This is a genomic window from Aeromonas sp. Y289-2, from assembly GCF_027705925.1.
In the GTDB taxonomy this organism is placed as follows: Bacteria; Pseudomonadota; Gammaproteobacteria; order Enterobacterales; family Aeromonadaceae; genus Aeromonas; species Aeromonas veronii.
The window spans coordinates 49,219-67,060 of the sequence record NZ_JAPDCH010000009.1; the positions used below are offsets into that span (position 1 = coordinate 49,219).

Annotated in this window: 13 protein-coding genes and 1 pseudogene; 3 read left to right on the top strand and 11 right to left on the bottom strand. The window is 59.9% G+C overall.

Annotated features, from left to right (window positions below; translation table 11 throughout):
* The first annotated feature begins 33 nt into the window (after nt 1-33).
* Nucleotides 34-798: a substrate-binding periplasmic protein gene (locus tag OKC43_RS14170; RefSeq protein ID WP_270659539.1), complete on the top strand. Its 765-nt coding sequence runs from the start codon at nt 34-36 to the stop codon at nt 796-798.
* Between the two features lie 7 nt (nt 799-805).
* On the opposite strand, the gene asnC is transcribed toward OKC43_RS14170, so the two are convergent.
* Nucleotides 806-1,267: a transcriptional regulator AsnC gene (gene asnC, locus OKC43_RS14175; RefSeq protein WP_005339783.1), complete on the bottom strand. Its 462-nt coding sequence runs from the start codon at nt 1,265-1,267 to the stop codon at nt 806-808.
* Nucleotides 1,268-1,421: 154 nt separating this feature from the next.
* On the opposite strand from asnC, the gene asnA reads away from it, so the two are divergent.
* Nucleotides 1,422-2,414 carry an aspartate--ammonia ligase gene (asnA, locus tag OKC43_RS14180; RefSeq protein ID WP_270659545.1) on the top strand — a complete coding sequence of 331 codons (993 nt, stop codon included), beginning with the start codon at nt 1,422-1,424 and terminating at the stop codon, nt 2,412-2,414.
* Nucleotides 2,415-2,714: 300 nt separating this feature from the next.
* Here asnA and clpB read toward each other — a convergent pair whose 3' ends face one another.
* The 3 genes from clpB to rluD form a co-directional block, all read right to left on the bottom strand.
* The gene (gene clpB / locus OKC43_RS14185) at nt 2,715-5,288 is read right to left on the bottom strand and encodes an ATP-dependent chaperone ClpB (RefSeq protein WP_270659546.1); all 2,574 of its coding nucleotides are present in this window, start codon (nt 5,286-5,288) and stop codon (nt 2,715-2,717) included.
* Nucleotides 5,289-5,490: 202 nt separating this feature from the next.
* Nucleotides 5,491-6,228: a peptidoglycan editing factor PgeF gene (pgeF, locus tag OKC43_RS14190; protein ID WP_270659547.1), complete on the bottom strand. Its 738-nt coding sequence runs from the start codon at nt 6,226-6,228 to the stop codon at nt 5,491-5,493.
* A gap of 179 nt (nt 6,229-6,407) precedes the next feature.
* Nucleotides 6,408-7,388, bottom strand: coding sequence for a 23S rRNA pseudouridine(1911/1915/1917) synthase RluD (rluD, locus tag OKC43_RS14195; protein ID WP_005339771.1), 981 nt, complete (start codon nt 7,386-7,388; stop codon nt 6,408-6,410).
* Nucleotides 7,389-7,505: 117 nt separating this feature from the next.
* On the opposite strand from rluD, the gene OKC43_RS14200 reads away from it, so the two are divergent.
* Nucleotides 7,506-8,261, top strand: coding sequence for an outer membrane protein assembly factor BamD (locus OKC43_RS14200; RefSeq protein ID WP_157161593.1), 756 nt, complete (start codon nt 7,506-7,508; stop codon nt 8,259-8,261).
* Between the two features lie 150 nt (nt 8,262-8,411).
* On the opposite strand, the gene OKC43_RS14205 is transcribed toward OKC43_RS14200, so the two are convergent.
* From OKC43_RS14205 to pntA, 7 genes and pseudogenes are all read right to left on the bottom strand, one after another.
* Nucleotides 8,412-9,740 (bottom strand): CoA-disulfide reductase, encoded by a 1,329-nt coding sequence (locus tag OKC43_RS14205; RefSeq protein ID WP_236272018.1) that lies wholly within the window; start codon nt 9,738-9,740, stop codon nt 8,412-8,414.
* Nucleotides 9,741-9,838: 98 nt separating this feature from the next.
* Nucleotides 9,839-11,246: pseudogene (locus OKC43_RS14210) on the bottom strand (L-cystine transporter).
* Between the two features lie 133 nt (nt 11,247-11,379).
* Nucleotides 11,380-12,681, bottom strand: a complete 1,302-nt coding sequence (locus OKC43_RS14215; protein WP_042054833.1) for an L-cysteine desulfidase family protein — start codon at nt 12,679-12,681, stop codon at nt 11,380-11,382.
* 21 nt (nt 12,682-12,702) lie between these two features.
* Nucleotides 12,703-13,371 (bottom strand): helix-turn-helix transcriptional regulator, encoded by a 669-nt coding sequence (locus OKC43_RS14220; protein WP_042082913.1) that lies wholly within the window; start codon nt 13,369-13,371, stop codon nt 12,703-12,705.
* Nucleotides 13,372-13,518: 147 nt separating this feature from the next.
* Entirely contained in the window at nt 13,519-14,298 is a 780-nt protein-coding gene (locus tag OKC43_RS14225) for a substrate-binding periplasmic protein (RefSeq protein ID WP_236356495.1), read from the bottom strand.
* A 98-nt stretch (nt 14,299-14,396) separates the two neighbouring features.
* Entirely contained in the window at nt 14,397-15,881 is a 1,485-nt protein-coding gene (pntB, locus tag OKC43_RS14230) for a Re/Si-specific NAD(P)(+) transhydrogenase subunit beta (protein WP_005339759.1), read from the bottom strand.
* An 11-nt stretch (nt 15,882-15,892) separates the two neighbouring features.
* The gene (gene pntA, locus OKC43_RS14235) at nt 15,893-17,419 is read right to left on the bottom strand and encodes a Re/Si-specific NAD(P)(+) transhydrogenase subunit alpha (protein WP_201953971.1); all 1,527 of its coding nucleotides are present in this window, start codon (nt 17,417-17,419) and stop codon (nt 15,893-15,895) included.
* Nucleotides 17,420-17,842: the final 423 nt, after the last annotated feature.

The window sequence follows — 17,842 nt, forward strand, 5'->3', positions numbered from 1 at the left end:
GGAATATCTTCAAACGGGCTCAGGAGACGTAGTTTGCGTGTGATCCCCCTGTTTTGGTTGCTGTTTCCACTCGGATTGCCCGCCAAAGAGCTGGTGATCTGCGGCACCATGGAGCCCCCGCTCAAGTATCTCGATGCCGATCAGAAACCCCGCGGGCTCGATATAGACATCGTCACCGCCATCTTCGACAAGCTGGAGACGCCCTTTCGGATCGAGCTGGCCGACTCCGGTGCCCGCCTCACCCGCAACGCCGAAACAGGCGCCTGCGATCTGGTGATGACCCACTCCTACAAGGCAGAGCGGGAGAGTTATCTCATCTATCCCCAACAGGCCCATCTTCGCCACAGCTGGCACTTCTTCGTGCGCAAGACTGACCTGCTGAAGATCCGCTACGAAACGCTGGCCGATCTCAAACCCTGGCGCATCGGCGTGACCAAGGATTTCTCCTATACCCCTGAACTGGCAGCGGCCATGGCCGACCCGGCCTATCAGTTTCAGGAGATCACCATGAACCAGCTGCAACTGCGCAAACTGCTGGCCGGACGGATCGATACCGTGCCCATGCCGCTGGTCACCGCCTTCACCCAAATCAAGGAGGAGGGGCTGACAGGCAAGGTCGATTACCTGCCCAAACCGCTCAAGAGCAGCCCCTACTTCAACACCTGGGCCCGTGCACGGGCGGATGCACAGACCCCCGCCCTGATGGCGGCCTACGATGCCGAACTGCTGCGCATGAAGCGCAACGGCAGCCTCAAGGCCCTCTACGACAAGTACGCCATCCCCTATATCGAACCCTGATCAGGGGTCAGGGTTTCACATCCCGCAGGATCGGGTTTTGCAGCGAAATCAGGGTTTCAGTGGACTGGATCTCGTCGATGGTCTGGATCTTGTTGATCAGCACTATCTGCAGCTCGTCGATGGAGCGGGTCATCACCTTCATGAAGATGCTGTAGTGGCCCGTGGTGTAGTAAGCCTCCACCACCTCGTCCAGCGCCTGCAGCTTGGCCAGCGCCGAGGGGTAATCCTTGGCACTCTTCAGATTGATCCCGATAAAGCAGCAGACATCGTAACCCAGCTTCTTGGGGTTAACCTGCACCCGTGTCCCCTCGATGATCCCCGCCTGTTTCATCTTCTCCACCCGCACATGAATGGTGCCCGGGCTGACCGCCAGTTGTTTCGCCAGTTCGGCGTAAGGGATCCGCGCATTCTCCATCAGAGCGGTGAGGATGGCCTGATCGAGATTATCGATCCGGTAATTTTCCGGCATTTTTTTGCACTCCCGTTGACGATACCTCATTAAATAACGGCTTATTTTGAAGAAAAAAATACATAAAGCCTATTTCTATTATCGAATATTGAATTTAGTTGGCGATCCGTTGAAGAATCACCACATCCAACGGGGTTTGCAACAGGAATTCAGCATGAAACAGCACTACATTCGCAGCCAACAGCAGATCAGCTTCGTCAAAGAGATGTTCTCCCGCCAACTCGCCCAGCAACTGGGTCTGATGGAGGTGCAAGCCCCCATTCTGAGCCGGGTCGGTGATGGCACTCAGGACAACCTCTCTGGCCATGAGAATGCAGTGCAGGTCAAAGTGAAAACCCTGCCGGAGCACAGCTACGAAGTGGTCCATTCACTGGCCAAATGGAAGCGCCAGACCCTGGGGCGCTTCGGCTTCGGTCCGGGCGAAGGGATCTACACCCACATGAAGGCGCTGCGTCCGGATGAAGACAAGCTCACCCCCATCCACTCTGTCTACGTGGATCAGTGGGACTGGGAGAAGGTGATGCCGAGCGAGCGCCGCGATCTTGCCTATCTGCAAGAAACCGTGCGCGGTATCTGGGCCGCCATCAAGGCCACCGAGCGCGCGGTCTGTGCCGAGCATGAACTGACCCCCTTCCTGCCGGCGGAGATCCAGTTCCTGCACAGCGAAGAGCTGCTGGCCCGCTACCCGGATCTCGATGCCAAGGGGCGCGAGCGCGCCATCGCCAAAGAGCTGGGGGCAGTGTTCCTGATCGGCATCGGCGGCGCCCTCTCCCACGGCGAGCGTCACGATGTCCGCGCCCCGGACTATGACGACTGGAGCAGCCACAGCGAGCTGGGTCTGGCGGGTCTGAACGGGGACATTCTGGTGTGGAACCCGGTGCTGCAAGACAGCTTCGAGATCTCCTCCATGGGGATCCGGGTCGATGCCGAGGCGCTGCGCCGTCAGTTGGCCATCACCGGCGACGAGGATCGCCTGCAGTATGACTGGCATAAGGATCTGCTGGCCGCACGGATGCCGCAGACCATCGGCGGCGGCATCGGCCAATCCCGTCTGGCCATGTTGCTGCTGCAAAAAGAGCATATCGGTCAGGTACAGGTTGGTGTGTGGCCCTCTGAAATGAAGGCCGCTATCCCGGGCATGCTGTAAACGCGTTTATTTCATCGGTCTGGCCTGTGCGCAGTGGCACGCGGGTCAGCCCTGAAGGTGTGTGGCGGTGTGGACTGAACGAGCGCAGTCCGGACATGCTGTAAGTCGCGTGGTCATCCCTGATGGCCCACGGCGAAACCGGGGCTTGCCCCTGCGACCCGCTCAACCCACGTCAGGTCGCGTCACTACATTCCTCCCGGCAATCTTCGGATTGCCGTTTTTTTTGCGCCCGAATCCCCGCCACCAGATATGACAACGCCAGCCCGAAGGCTGGCGTTGCAAACATAGATGCGAGACTGGTTACTGGGTCATGGTCAGGCCGTTGCTGTCGGCCCCCAGCAGCAGTTTCTTGCCGGGCACGATGCGGCCGGAGAGCAGCGCCTGCGCCAGCGGGTTCTCCACCTTCTGCTGGATCGCCCGTTTAAGGGGACGCGCCCCGTAGACGGGGTCGAACCCGGCGTGAACCAGCTTCTCGAGCAGCGCTTCGCTCACCTCCACCTCGTAACCCTGAGCCTCCAGTCGCCCCATCAGGCTCTTGAGCTGGATGCGGGCAATGGACTTGATGTGATCCTCGCCGAGGGGATGGAACACCACGGTCTCATCGATCCGGTTGATAAATTCCGGCCGGAAACTGCGGGTCAGCACATCCATCAGCATGGCCTTCATCTCGTCGTAATCCTTCTCGGAGTGGTGCTCCTGAATGAGATCCGAACCGAGGTTGGAGGTCATGATCACCACCGAGTTGCGGAAATCGACGGTGCGGCCCTGACCATCGGTCAGGCGGCCATCGTCCAGCACCTGCAGCAGGATGTTGAAGACATCGGGATGCGCCTTCTCCACCTCGTCCAGCAGGATCACCGAGTAGGGACGACGGCGTACCGCCTCGGTCAGATAACCGCCCTCTTCATAACCCACGTATCCGGGAGGCGCCCCCACCAGACGGGCCACGCTGTGTTTCTCCATGAACTCGGACATATCGATCCGCACCATGGCATCCTGGGTATCGAACAGGAACTCTGCCAGCGCCTTGCACAGCTCGGTCTTGCCCACCCCGGTGGGCCCCAGGAACAGGAAGGAGCCGATGGGGCGATTCGGGTCGGAAAGACCGGCACGGGAGCGACGAATGGCGTTGGAGACCGCATCAACCGCCTCTTCCTGACCAATCACCCGGCTGTGCAGCTGATCTTCCATCCGCAGCAGCTTGTCGCGCTCCCCTTCCAGCATGCGGGCTACCGGAATACCGGTCCAGCGGGCCAGGACGTCTGCGATCTCCACGTCGGTGACCCGGTTGCGCAGCAGGCTGGTCTCCTGCATCTCGGCCTGGGTGGCGAGATCCAGCTGTTTCTCCAGCTCTGGAATGCGGCCGTACTGCAGCTCTGACATCCGGCCCAGGTCGCCTGCCCGGCGCGCCACATCGAGATCCTGACGGGCCTGCTCCAGCGCAGCCTTGATATGCTGGGTGCCGGCGAGGGCGGCTTTCTCGGCCTTCCACACCTCGTCCAGCTCGTTGTATTCCCGATCTTTTTCGCCAATCTCCTGATTGATCAGCTCCAGCCGTTTGCGGCTGGCGTCATCGTCCTCCTTCATCAGCGCCTGCTGCTCCAGCTTGAGCTGGATGATGCGCCGCTCGAGACGATCTAGCGCCTCGGGCTTGGAGTCGATCTGCAACCGGATGCTGGCTGCCGCCTCGTCGATAAGGTCGATAGCCTTGTCCGGCAACTGGCGATCCGCGATATAGCGGTGCGACAGCTGGGCCGCCGCCACGATGGCGGGGTCGGTGATCTGCACATGGTGGTGCAGCTCGTAACGCTCTTTCAAGCCACGCAGGATGGCGATGGTGTCCTCCACGCTCGGCTCTTCTACCAGCACCTTCTGGAAGCGACGCTCAAGCGCGGCATCTTTCTCGATGTACTGACGGTACTCATCTAGGGTGGTGGCGCCGACGCAGTGCAGGTCGCCACGGGCCAGCGCAGGTTTCAGCATGTTGCCCGCGTCCATGGCCCCTTCGCCCTTGCCGGCGCCGACCATGGTGTGCAGCTCGTCGATAAAGAGGATGACGTTGCCCTCCTCCTTGGCGAGATCGGTCAGTACGGCCTTGAGCCGCTCTTCAAACTCGCCGCGATACTTGGCACCGGCCACCAGCGCCCCCATGTCCAGCGACAGCACCCGCTTGTTCTTGAGCCCTTCCGGTACTTCGCCGTTGATGATGCGCTGGGCCAACCCCTCGACGATGGCGGTCTTGCCGACACCGGGAGCACCGATCAACACAGGGTTGTTCTTGGTGCGGCGTTGCAGCACCTGAATGGTACGGCGGATCTCGTCATCGCGGCCAATCACCGGGTCAAGTTTACCGATTTCGGCCCGCTCGGTCAGATCGATGGTGTACTTCTCCAGTGCCTGACGGCTCTCCTCGGCGTTGGCATCCTCCACCTTCTTGCCGCCCCGCACCTTGTCGATGGCCGCTTCCAGTTTTTCCTTGGTCAGCCCCTGCGCGCGCAGCAGCTCGCCCAGCGTTCCCTTGTCGTCGAGGGCAGCCAGCACGAAGAGTTCGGAGGAGATGAACTGATCCTTGCGCTGCTGGGCCAGTTTGTCGCAGACGTTGAGCAGGCGGCCGAGGCCGTTGGAGAGCTGCACGTCCCCTTCTACGCCGCTCACGCGCGGCAGGCGATCCAGCTCCTCACCGAGACGGGAGCGCAGGGCGTTGATATCCATCCCGGTCAGGGTGAGCAACGGACGGATAGAGCCGCCATCCTGATTGACCAGTGCGGTCATCAGGTGAACGGGTTCGATGAATTGGTGGTCACGACCCAGCGCAAGAGACTGGGCATCGGAAATAGCAATCTGGAATTTGCTGGTAAGGCGATCGAGGCGCATTGCACTCCCCCTTCAAACAGGCAGACGCCGCTTGCGCGGCAAACAACATAACTTTCTGAGATGAAAGATGAGGCCCGTACGGGCTATTTCAAGGGGCGATGCTGGTTATTTTTTCTGCAAGACGGGGCGAGAGCAGGATCCCCGCCTCTCTCATACGGATCTGTTCTTGAGAGAGACGGGCTATTACTTGGCGGGTGATTGCTTAGCGGGCCAACCAGATGAGGGAGGCCATCCGGCCGGTCTGGCCGTCGCGACGATAGGAGTAGAACTGCTCGCTGTCGCTGAAGGTGCAGTATTCGCCGCCATAGACGGCGGTAACGCCGGCACGGGCAAGGCGCAGCCGGGCCAGCTGGTAGATATCCGCCAACCATTTGCCGTCGTTGGACGAAGGGACGAACGCCGCTTCTGCTTCAGCCTGCTCGGCCATAAAGGCCTCGCGCACCTCTCCCCCCACTTCAAATGCAGTGGGGCCGATGGCCGGGCCCATCCAGGCCAGGATCTCGCTCGGCTCGCACCCCATGGCGGCGATACTCGCCTCCAGCACGCCCTCTTTCAGTCCACGCCAGCCTGCGTGGGCGGCGGCCACCACGGTACCGGCCCGATCGCAGAACAGCACCGGCAGACAGTCAGCAGTCATCACGATGCAGGCCTGATCCGCCTCATGGGCGCAGGCAGCATCGGCATCCGGCGCCCGCTCATAATGGCTGCTGACCTGATGAACCACGGTGCCGTGTACCTGATTAAGCCAGTTAAGGGGCCCCGGGATGGCGGCCGCCTGCTGCAGCCGCGCCCGATTGGCCTCGACTCGCGCCGGTTCGTCACCCACGTGGGCCCCCAGATTGAGACCGGCAAAGACCCCTTCACTGACGCCGCCATCCCGGGTGGTCGACAACGCCCTGACACACGCCGGGGCTGGCCAGTCGGGTTCGATCCATTTCATCTGTGACTCCTTCAATTCACCGATATAAAAACGGGGCTCCTGCAAGGGAACCCCGTTTGGCATCTGTTCGGGCCGGATGACGCCAGAAACCGACGCAGCAGGCCCTATCACATCAGTTCCAGACCAGATCGTCCGGCTTGGCGAGGGTGCCCTTGATCTGCAGCACCTCTTTCAGCCCATCAATTCCAGACTAAATCGTCCGGATTGGCGAGAGTATCCGCGCGCAGCACTTCCATCAGCTCTACCATGTCTTGCGGTGTAGCTGAATGCCACTGCATCACTTCCCCCGTGATGGGGTGAGCCAGTTGCAGCATGGTGGCATGCAGCGCCTGACGGTTGAAGTTACGCAGTGCCTGAGTCAGCTCGGGGGTCGCGTTGCGCAGCGGACGCAGACGGCCACCGTAAGCGGGATCGCCCACCAACGGGTGTTTGATGTGGGCCATGTGGACACGGATCTGGTGGGTACGGCCGGTCTCCAGACGCAGACGCAGACGGGTGTGGCCACGGAACTTCTCGTGAACCCGGTAGTGGGTCACAGAGGGGCGGCCATTGGGCACCACGGCCATGTGGGTACGCTGGGTCGGGTGACGGCCGATGGGCGCATCGACGGTGCCACCTGCGGTCATGTGACCGATGGCGATCGCTTCGTACTCACGGGTGATCTGGCGCGCCTGCAACGCTTCAACCAGATGGGTCTGGGCGGGTACGGTTTTGGCAACCACCATCAAACCTGTGGTGTCTTTATCCAGACGGTGCACGATACCGGCGCGGGGCACCTCGGCAATACCGGGGTAGCGGTGCAGCAGGGCGTTGAGGATGGTGCCATCCGGCGTACCTGCGCCCGGGTGAACCACCAGACCGGCCGGTTTGTCGATCACCAGAATGTGTTCATCTTCATAAACGATGTTGAGCTCGATATCCTGGGCATCCCAGCGAGTATCATCTTCCAGCTCGACATTCACATGCACCTGCTGCCCGGCCAGAATCTTCTCGCGCGGGGTGTTGGCAACCTGACCGTCCAGGGTCACTCTGTCCTGTAAAATCCACTCCTTGATGCGGGTGCGGGAGTAGTCTGGAAACAATTCGGCCAGGGCCTGGTCGAGTCGCTGCCCGAATTGGTGATCCTGGAATTCGCCTGTCAGTTCAATATGCTGGCTCATGTATGGTCTCTTGAGCGGGGGGTATCAATTCGAAATAATCCGGGTATTCTAGCTTTTCTTTTAGCCAAGCATAACGGATACTTTGCCAATTTCGTGGAAATGGACCGGATGTTGTTGATGGGAAAGAAGTCTCACCTGCTGATGTCGCTCGCCTTGGTCGCTACCTTGATCACAGGCTGTTCCAGCACCAAACCCAAGGTACCCGACGAACCGCCGGAGACCCTGTACCAGAAAGCACGCCTCAAACTGGACGTTGGCAATTACGTGCAAGCCACTGAATTGCTGGAGGCTTTGGACTCTCGCTACCCGTTCGGCGCCTACTCCAACCAGGTGCAGCTTGACCTCATCTATGCCTATTACAAGCAGGATGATACCGCTCAGGCGATCGCCAATATCGACCGTTTTATCCGCCTCAATCCGGCGCATAAAAATATAGATTACGTCTTCTACATGCGCGGTCTGACCAACATGGCGGCGGATTACAACTTCTTCCAGAGCCTGTTTGGTATCGATCGGGACGACAAAGACCCGGCTTATGCCCGTCAGGCATTCCAGGATTTCAAGACCCTGTTGCAGAACTACCCCAACAGCGTCTATGCCGCCGATGCCCGCGCTCGCATGATTGGCCTGAAGAATCGTCTGGCCCGATATGACCTGAGCGTGGCCGAGTATTACGTGAAGCGTGATGCACTGGTCGCGGCCGCCAACCGGGCCAAGCTGATTGTCGAAACCTACCCCGACACAGCCGAAACCGAGAAGGCACTGGAGATCATGGTCGAATCTTACGACGCCCTGAAGATGCCGCAGCTGGCCAAGCATGCTCGCGAAGTGCTGGCCAAGAACTACCCGGAAAACCGCCTCGCTCGCAGCTGAGAGCGAATAAACCGGTAATAGTAAAAAACCGATGCCTTGGCATCGGTTTTTTTATCGCTGCAATTTACCCTCAGCTGTTACCCGCAGATTGCTCTGCAGAGCTGGGGCAACGTAACGGCGCCTTCCCAGCGCCGTCCGTCATCGCAACTCTTACTTCGCGACATTACCCGCCACGTTCAGGGCATCCCAGGTGCGGGAGAAGGGCGGCGCATAGGCAAAGTCCAGCATGCCGAGCTGCTCGGTGGTCACCCCCATGGTGATGGCCACTGCCAGCGCGTCGATGCGGTGTACCGCCCCCTTGCGACCGAGGATCTGACCACCCAGCAGCCGCTTGCTGCCCGCCTCATAGACCAGCTTGACGTGGATGTCGGACTGTCCCGGGCAGTAGTTGGTGTGGCACTTGTCCTTGATCACCACGGTGCGATAGTCGATGCCCATCGCCTTGGCTTCCTGCTCGGAGAGGCCGGTACGGCCCGCCTCCAGCCCCAGCACCTTGAGCGCGGCAGAGCCGAGGGTGCCCGGGAACTCCAGCTCGGCCCCGGCCAGGTTCTCACCCACCATGCGCCCCAGCTTGTTGGCAATGGTGGCGAGCGGTACATAGACCTGCTGCTGCTTTACGCTGTGCCAGACGCTGGCACAGTCACCGGCTGACCAGACGTTGGCCAGCGAGCTGCGTCCCTGACGATCCACCTTGATGGCGCCGTTGCCGAGCCGTTCGATGCCGGTATCGGCCAGAAACTCGGTGTTGGGCTTGACTCCGGTGCAGACCACCACGATATCTGCCTCGTACTCGCCCTGGCTGGTTCGTACACCGGTCACCCGGCCATCCCCCAGCAGCGCTTCAACTCGCTCACCCAGATGGAGAGAGACCCCCTGCTCGCGCAGTTCGGTTTCGATGTGCTGGGTGATCTCGCCATCAAACGCATCGGGGATGACCCGATCCGCCAGCTCGATGAGACGCACCTCTTTGCCTTGATGGACCAGCGCCTCGACCACTTCCAGCCCGATAAAGCCGGAGCCAATCACCACGGCGCGGCGATTATTCTTGTCTTGCACCGCCGCCTTAAGCACCAGCCCGTCGGCCATCCGGCGCAGACCGAATACCCCTTGCTGCTGCAGACCGGGGATGGGGGGCATCACTTCGCGGGCACCGGTGGCAATCATCAGCCGATCGTAGCGATCGGTGAAGGTGTCGCCGTTGTGCTCCACCTGTAGGGTCTGGGCTGTTGCGTCAACGCTCAATACCCGATGGCCAATCTTGACCTCGATCCCCTTGGCAGCGAACTGCTCGGGGGTGAACTCGGCCATGTAGCCGGGCTCCTGAAACTCGTCGCCGACGAAGTAAGGCAGGCCGCAGGCACCGAAAGAGATCACTTCGGAGGCCTCATACACCACGATGTCGGCATCTTTGGCCAGACGGCGCGCCTTGGCAGCCGCGCTCATACCGGCGGCTTCACCACCGATGATCAGAATTCTCATAGTTTTTCCTCTCAATGGCGCAGGGAGGGCATGCCCTCCCTGCGGTCTATGACGGGAAAGAGTCGCCCCTTTCCACGGGCAGATCAACCGACAGCAAATCAGAAGGTGGACTCTTCGCCGTCCAGACTCACTTCGTGATCGCTGTTGAACACATGCATGTCGGTCTCGCCCATCAGGCGGCTGGTCACCGTCCCTGCGGTGATGGAGCCGGAGACGTTGAGCGCGGTACGGCCCATGTCGATCAGCGGCTCGATGGAGATGAGCAGACCAGCCAGCGCCACCGGGAAGTCCAGCGCGGAGAGCACGATCAGCGCGGCAAAGGTGGCGCCACCGCCAATCCCGGCCACCCCGAAGGAGCTGACGGTGATGATGGCGATCAGGGTCATGATAAAGCCGGGATCCATCGGGTTGACCCCGACTGTCGGGGCAATCATCACGGCCAGCATGGCCGGATAGATACCGGCACAGCCGTTCTGGCCGATGGTGGAACCAAAGGAGGCGGCGAAGTTGGCGATCCCCTCAGGAATACCCAGCGACTTGGTCTGGGTCTGCACGTTCATCGGGATGGAGCCCGCACTGGTGCGCGAGGTGAAGGCAAACGCCAGCACCGGCGTGATCTTCTTGAGGAAGCGAAGCGGGTTGATGCCGACCATGCTCACCAGCAGCAGGTGCACGACAAACATGATGGCGATGGCGCCGTAAGAGGCCATCACAAAGCTGAGCAGGTTGAGGATGTCAGCATAGTTGGAGCCGGAGACCACCTTGGTCATCAGCGCCAGTACGCCAAACGGGGTCAGGCGCAGCACCAGAGTCACCATTCGCATTACGATGGCATGAGCCACGGCCACGAAGTGGCTGAAGCTGGCGAAGATCTCCGGCTTCTTGCGGGCGATGCCGGTAGCGGAGAGGCCGATGAAGATGGAGAAGATCACCACGGCGATGGTGGAGGTCTTGCGCGCCCCGGTCATGTCGAGGAAGGGGTTGGCGGGAATGAACTCCAGCATCATCTTGGCAAACGACATGCTCTCGACGCTGCCGAGGGTGGTCTGCAGCGCGGCGCCACGAGCGCTCTCGGCGGCACCGGAGGTGAGCCCTTCAGCGGTCAGGCCAAACAGATTGGACATCAGGATGCCCGCCCCGGCGGCGATGGCGGTGGTGAAGATCAACACGCCTATGGTCATGGCGCTGATCTTGCCCAGCGCAGTGCCACCATTGAGCTTCAAGATAGCGCTGATGATGGAGACCATGATCAGCGGGATGATGATCATTTGCAGCAGTTTCACATAGCCGCTACCCACGATATCCAGATAGTCGATAGTCGATAGTCTGAACAATGACGGACGAACCAGCACCGTAAAGCAGTTGCAAAGCGGCGCCGAACAAAATACCGAGCCCCAGACCGGCAAATACCCGGCGGGTGAAGCTCACATGTTTTTCCTGTAACCGGTAGAGAAAGAACAGCAAGATGGCGGCGATGGCCAGATTGCCGATAACGCTAAATGTCATGGTATGACTCCCCAAAAAGCGGGCTTGCGCCCGAGAAACAAGAGCAAGCGCCATGCTTGCCCTGGCAACCGTGTCAGACGGTCTGCGCCGTCGTGACAAGAACAAGGGGGTCTATCGCCCCCTTGTCACAGATTCACTGCTTCTGCTGTTTCGCTCGCATGATGTTGATGATTTCGATGTCGGTATCCAGCATCCCCTCTTTGGAGAGGCGGCCCAGATTGGCGATGGTCTGGTCCACATCATCGGAGACGATCCCCTCGCTCTGGGGGACATGCAGGTTGTTGATGGCCATCAGCGAAGACTTAACCGCCGCCGAGGTGGAGGTGGAGACCTTCATGGAGCAGGCACTGCCCGCGCCGTCGCAGATGATGCCGGAGACATCGCCAATCATGTTGTTGATGCAGTGGCTGATCTGCTGATACTGGCCGCCCAGCAGCCAGGTAATGGCGGCACCGGCACCCATAGCGGCGGTACTGGCGGCGCAGAGGGCCGACAGCTTGTTCTGATAGGTCTTGATGTAGATGGCCACCAGATGGCTCATCACCAGTGCCCGGGTCAGCTGCTCGTCGCTCGCCTTGAGGAAGCGGGCAGCCGCGACCACAGGCATGGTGGCGGCAATGCCCTGATTGCCGGAACCGGAGTTGGACATGGCGGGCAGCATGGCGCCATCCATCCGCGCATCGGAGGCAGCAGAGGAGAGGCGCATCGCCAGGGTCATCAGGTCATCGGAGAGCAGCTTGCGCTCCACCTGCTCGGTGAGGATCTTGCCGATCTTCAGGCCGTAACCCTGCAACCCTTCGTCCGCCAGCGCCTGATTCATGGTGGCGGCCTCGCGGATAAAGTCGATTTCCGCCAGCGGCACTTCCAATGCAAAATCGACGATCTCCCGCAGGGTCATGGCCGGTTTGGCGGATTTGGCCGGCTGGATCTGCACGCCGGGGGCGCTGGCCTGCTCCATCAGCACCTCGCCATCCTTCTCCATCAGGATGATGCGGGTGTGGTCGGTACAGATCACCACCCGGGCGCTATGGCCCTCCACTTCGGCCAGCACCTCGGCATAGAGCACGTCCGGCACATCCTTCACATCCACCTTGATCACCGGCAACAACGTCTTGGCCGCTTCCACCTGCTCTGGTGTGAGGGTCTTGAGCACCTCCAGCCCGGCATCCGGGTTGCCCCCTGTGATGCCGACCGCAGCAGCCACCGGCAGACCGATCATGCCGGTGCCCGGCACCCCGACGCCCATGCCGTTCTTGAACAGATTGCCACTGACCCAGACGCTGATGCGGGTCGGGGTCTCCCCCAGCAACTTGCGGCAGTTGGCCGCCGCCAGCGCCACCGACATCGGCTCGGTACAGCCCAGGGCCGGCACCACTTCACGCTTGAGCAGGGTAATAAAGTCGGTCCATTGTGCTTTCATCGCAGTGTTTCTCATGTTCAGGGTGCCCGCAGGCAGTTATTGCTTGTTCAGATCCGCTTTGTGATTACGGATATGCAGATAAACAGTATGACGGGAGATGCCGAGCATCCGGGCAACCAGCTGGGCCGCCTCCTTGATCTCGAAGATCCCCATGTCGAAGAGCCGGGTCACTATCTCCTTGTTGCGCACCGTACAGGAGAGCGAATCATCCCGATCCACCTTCTCAATCACCTGGGTCACCAGATCATCCACCGAGCTGGCAAAGGTCTCGTTGTTGAGCGGAGCCGGTGCCGCTGGCAGCGCAAAAGTATCGAGCAGGCAGCCAAGGGAGGTATCCAGACTGAAGTTCACGCAGAGCATGCCGATGGGCTTGCCCTGCCGGTTGCTGATGGTGATGGAGGAGGACTTCATCAGCGTCCCGTCGCGGGTACGGCTGAAGTAGCTGCTCCACTGGCTGCCCGCCTCCCCCTGCAAGCGGTTGAGGGCAAAGTCGGTGACCGGCGCCCCCTCCCGACGACCGGTGACATGGCCGTTGGCAATCTTGATGACCGATGCATCCAGCGTATCGAACGCATGCAACACCACCTCGCACCCTGCGCCAAACAGCGCGGCCAGCGCCTCGACCGCGGGCTCGAAACTGGCGATCAGATGACGTTCTTCATCCGTTAACGAATTGATCTGGTCAGTAGTGGCTGCTGTGGACATATATTAGTAACTTTGAGTAAACCGCAGTTGATTCTACTATCAACAAGATCAACTAATGTTGAGCGGCATCCCCTTTTTGTTCGCCATTATGCCCACCTTTTAACAAAGTGCGACAAATTGTGAAGCCGCGCACAGCAGGGCGGCAACTCAGAGGTGATAGCGGGCCAGCAGCTGCTTGTAGGCGGGAGTCTGTTTGAACGCCTTGAGGGCAGAGGAGAAACGGATAGCCAGCTGGTCGTGGCCGGGCTTGTGGGTAAACGCGAGGAAGTTGCGGTTGTCGTCGGTCAGCAGGCGCGAGCCGTGGTTCACCTGATCCTGCAACCCCTGAGTGTGCAACAAATAGCGACCGACCAGCTCATTGAGCACCACCCCGTCCAGCCGACCGGCCATCATCAGATGCAGCTGTTTGATGGCATTCCCCTCCCCCGTCATCGGCATCCGGATCACCCCGGGATCGGTCAGAAAATCGGGACTGTAGGCATAATCTTCCTGAATACCTATCCGCAGACCCTTGAGGTCGGAGAGCTGCCTGAAATCCACCGGACGAACCGTCGGATAGAAGAGCACTTCGCCGCTGTAAGAGAGCGGCTCTTCGGGGTAGTGAAGCCAGTGCTGGCGGGAAGGTTCAAAGAAGACGTCGACTACCGCATCCCCCTGCTTGAGACGGGCCTGCTGCAGAACCCGCTTCCAGGGCAGCACCCTGATTTCAGTGCGATAACCCATCTCGTGCAACACGGTACAGGCCAGATCGAGATCGGCGCCAGCCAGCTCGCCATTGTCACCACGCATCACATAAGGGGGCCACAGCTCGGTCAGCAGCGTCAGAGTCGGCGGCTCGTCCGCTGCTACGGCCGAACCAGCACCAAACAGGAAGGCCAGCAGCCAGCCGTACAACCCGATCCTTCGCCAACCCTGACACCACATCATGGAGATCCCTCATGGTCCGTATGGATTGAGGATATACAAGGGATGAGCAATAAAAAAGGAGGCCGAAGCCTCCTTGATATTCACTCTCTGAATGGCACTTACAGTGCTTTCAGGATTGCCTCGACACTGGCCTTGGCATCGCCAAACAGCATCTGGGTATTTTCCTTGAAGAACAGCGGGTTCTGGACACCGGCGTAGCCAGTGTTCATGGAACGCTTGAAGCCGATGACGTTCTGCGCTTTCCACACTTCCAGCACCGGCATACCGGCGATCGGGCTGCCCGGATCTTCCATCGCGGCCGGGTTGACGGTGTCGTTGGCACCGATCACCAGCACGGTATCGGTATCGGCGAAGTCGTCGTTGATCTCGTCCATTTCCAGCACGATGTCATACGGGACTTTCGCTTCCGCCAGCAGCACGTTCATGTGGCCAGGCAGACGACCGGCAACCGGGTGGATACCGAAACGCACCTTGACGCCGCGGTCACGCAGCTTCTGGGTGATTTCAGCCACCGGATACTGGGCCTGCGCCACCGCCATACCGTAGCCCGGGGTGATGATGACGGAGCTGGAGTTCTTCAGCAGGTCAGCCACTTCCTCGGCGCTGGTTTCGCGGTATTCGCCCATCTCCTGATCAGCCGTGGAGGCCACACCATCGGAGCCGAAGCCTCCGGCGATCACGGAGATGAAGGAGCGGTTCATCGCCTTACACATGATGTAGGAGAGGATCGCACCGGAGGAACCCACCAGAGCGCCGGTGACGATCAGCAGGTCGTTGGAGAGCATGAAGCCCGCCGCCGCCGCTGCCCAACCGGAGTAGGAGTTCAGCATGGAGACTACCACCGGCATGTCTGCGCCACCGATGGAGGCAACCAGATGCCAGCCGAAGGCGAAGGCAATCAGGGTCATCACCAGCAGGGCGAAGGTAGAGCCGCCCGCGTTGACGAAGTAGACCATCAGGGCCAGAGAGGCGACCACGGCCAGCAGGTTCAGCTTGTGGCGGTGCGGCAGCATCAGCGGCTTGGAGGAGATGAGACCACGCAGTTTGCCGAAGGCAACCACGGAACCGGTAAAGGTTACGGCACCGATGAAGACGCCCAGGAAGATCTCGACCAGGTGGATGTTCAGCATGGCGCCGGTCAGGTGCTCGACCTGAGCAACGCTGTTGGCCTGCTCGAACGCCGCACGGGCGGCTGCCAGGGTGGCATCCAGATTGGAACCGACGGAGACGACGACCTCAGCAGGTGCAGAGGGGTGCAGATCGATGAAGCTGTTGAAGCCCACCAGCACTGCCGCCATACCCACGAAGCTGTGCAGCACGGCCACCAGCTCGGGCATCTCGGTCATTTCGACCTTGAGTGCCAGACGCACGCCGATGGCACCGCCAATCACCATGGCCAGAATGATCCAGTGAACGCCACTGGTCTCCGGGTTGAATACGGTGGCGAGCAGGGCGATAGCCATACCCGCAATACCGAACAAGTTGCCATGCTTGGCCGTTTCTTGCTTCGACAGTCCCGCGAGACTGAGGATGAAGAGCACGGCGGCAACGATATAGGATGCTGTTACCAGTCCTTGAGACACGTTAAACCCCCTTAATCCTTACGGAACATCTTCAGCATGCGCTGAGTGACGGTGAAGCCGCCGAAGATGTTGATACTGGCAATCAGCACGGCGATGAAGGCCAATGCGGTAACCAGAGTCGACCCTTGCCCGATCTGCAGCAGGGCACCGACCACGATAATGCCGGAGATGGCATTGGTGACCGACATCAGCGGCGTGTGCAGGGCGTGCGATACGTTCCACACCACGTAGTAACCGACCACACAGGCCAAGATGAATACGGTGAAGTGGGAGAGGAAGGCTGCCGGGGCAACGGAGGCGATCCAGCCGAAGGCGGCGATGCCGAGGGCACCGAACACGAACTTCTTGTTGGAGGGCTTGGCCTCTTCCTTCTTGGCGGCCGGTTTGGCGGCGGCCGGTTTCTGCGGGGCAGCAGAGACGGAGATGGCGGGCGGCGGGAAGGTCACTTCACCGGCCTGGATCACCGTCATGTTGCGCTGAACCACGTCTTCGAAGTCGATGGCAACGTTGCCGTCCTTCTCCTTGCACATCAGCTTCATCAGGTTGACCAAGTTGGTACCGTAGAGCTGGGAGGATTGGGCAGGCAGACGACCCGGCAGATCGGTGTAACCAATCACCTTGACGCCGTTGTCGGTGACATGCAGCTCACCCGGCACTGTGTATTCACAGTTGCCGCCAGCCTGAGCGGCCATGTCCACAATGACGGAGCCCGGCTTCATGCTGTCGACCATCTCTTTGGTGATCAGCTTGGGAGCCGGCTTGCCCGGGATCAGGGCGGTGGTGATGATGATGTCCACCTCTTTGGCCTGCTGGGCAAACAGCTCCATCTCGGCCTTGATGAACTCTTCGCTCATCACTTTGGCGTAACCATCGGAGGAGGAACCATCCTCACCGCCGAAGTCGAGCTTGAGGAACTCGCCACCCATGGATTCGATCTGCTCGGCCACTTCCAGACGGGTATCGAACGCACGCACGATGGCACCGAGGGAACCGGCCGTACCGATGGCAGCCAGACCGGCCACACCGGCACCGATCACCAGTACCTTGGCAGGCGGCACTTTACCGGCTGCGGTGATTTGACCGGTGAAGAAGCGACCGAACTGGTGCGCAGCTTCAACCACGGCGCGATAGCCACCGATGTTGGCCATGGAGGAGAGGGCATCGAGGGACTGGGCACGGGAGATCCGCGGCACCATATCCATCGCCATCACATTGATGTTGCGCTCGGACAGCTTCTTGACCAGCTCAGGGTTCTGGGCAGGCCAGATGAAGCTCACCAGAGTGGCGCCATCTTTAATTTGTGCGATCTCGGCATCGGTCGGCGCATTGACCTTGAAGATAAGGTCGGCTTGCCAGACATTCGGCACCACGCTGGCACCGGCAGCCTCGAAGGCGGCATCATCGAAGCTGGCCGACAGGCCTGCGCCGGTCTCGATGGCGACCTCGAAGCCGAGCTTTTTCAGCTGCTCGACGGTAGCCGGGGTCGCTGCGACCCGGGTCTCACCGGCGAGACTCTCTCTCGGTATTCCAATCTGCATGACTATTCCCTGATGGTTAATAAACAATCGCTGCCCAGTGTCTCACTTCTGACGAAACAAGACATGACCAAAGTGCAGGTCCAGGGCTCTTTGTTATGAAAATCAGTAGGCTTTACCTCAACCTCCTGTCATGGTCAGGCCCCCGCTTTTCAGGCGCGAAGGTGATTAGTATCAAATTTTGGAGTTTTATTACAACCGCAGTCCCGACGGCACTCGTACAGAATTCAGCCCATCCCTGGCTACGATTAAAAAAAACAAACCAAATTAGAGGCTTATACCAGTAAAAACGGCTGAAAAAAGTGATCCAACCAGTCAAAAAAAATGTTTTACCGGCCCTCTATCTTAGCGTTTTTTGTTCTTACGAAATCCGCTTTCGTCTCACTTCTCGCAGCGAAACGCCGAAAAGTAACATTTTCCCAACAA

What these genes read in the sequence shown, in the direction of transcription:
- OKC43_RS14215 (WP_042054833.1), bottom strand. Translation starts at nt 12,681, where the DNA reads ATGAGAAACACTGCGATGAAAGCACAATGGACCGACTTTATTACCCTG.
- rluD (WP_005339771.1), bottom strand. Translation starts at nt 7,388, where the DNA reads ATGAGCCAGCATATTGAACTGACAGGCGAATTCCAGGATCACCAATTC.
- pgeF (WP_270659547.1), bottom strand. Translation starts at nt 6,228, where the DNA reads ATGAAATGGATCGAACCCGACTGGCCAGCCCCGGCGTGTGTCAGGGCG.
- asnC (WP_005339783.1), bottom strand. Translation starts at nt 1,267, where the DNA reads ATGCCGGAAAATTACCGGATCGATAATCTCGATCAGGCCATCCTCACC.
- clpB (WP_270659546.1), bottom strand. Translation starts at nt 5,288, where the DNA reads ATGCGCCTCGATCGCCTTACCAGCAAATTCCAGATTGCTATTTCCGAT.
- asnA (WP_270659545.1), top strand. Translation starts at nt 1,422, where the DNA reads ATGAAACAGCACTACATTCGCAGCCAACAGCAGATCAGCTTCGTCAAA.
- OKC43_RS14220 (WP_042082913.1), bottom strand. Translation starts at nt 13,371, where the DNA reads ATGTCCACAGCAGCCACTACTGACCAGATCAATTCGTTAACGGATGAA.
- OKC43_RS14205 (WP_236272018.1), bottom strand. Translation starts at nt 9,740, where the DNA reads ATGAGAATTCTGATCATCGGTGGTGAAGCCGCCGGTATGAGCGCGGCT.
- OKC43_RS14225 (WP_236356495.1), bottom strand. Translation starts at nt 14,298, where the DNA reads ATGATGTGGTGTCAGGGTTGGCGAAGGATCGGGTTGTACGGCTGGCTG.
- pntA (WP_201953971.1), bottom strand. Translation starts at nt 17,419, where the DNA reads ATGCAGATTGGAATACCGAGAGAGAGTCTCGCCGGTGAGACCCGGGTC.
- OKC43_RS14200 (WP_157161593.1), top strand. Translation starts at nt 7,506, where the DNA reads ATGGGAAAGAAGTCTCACCTGCTGATGTCGCTCGCCTTGGTCGCTACC.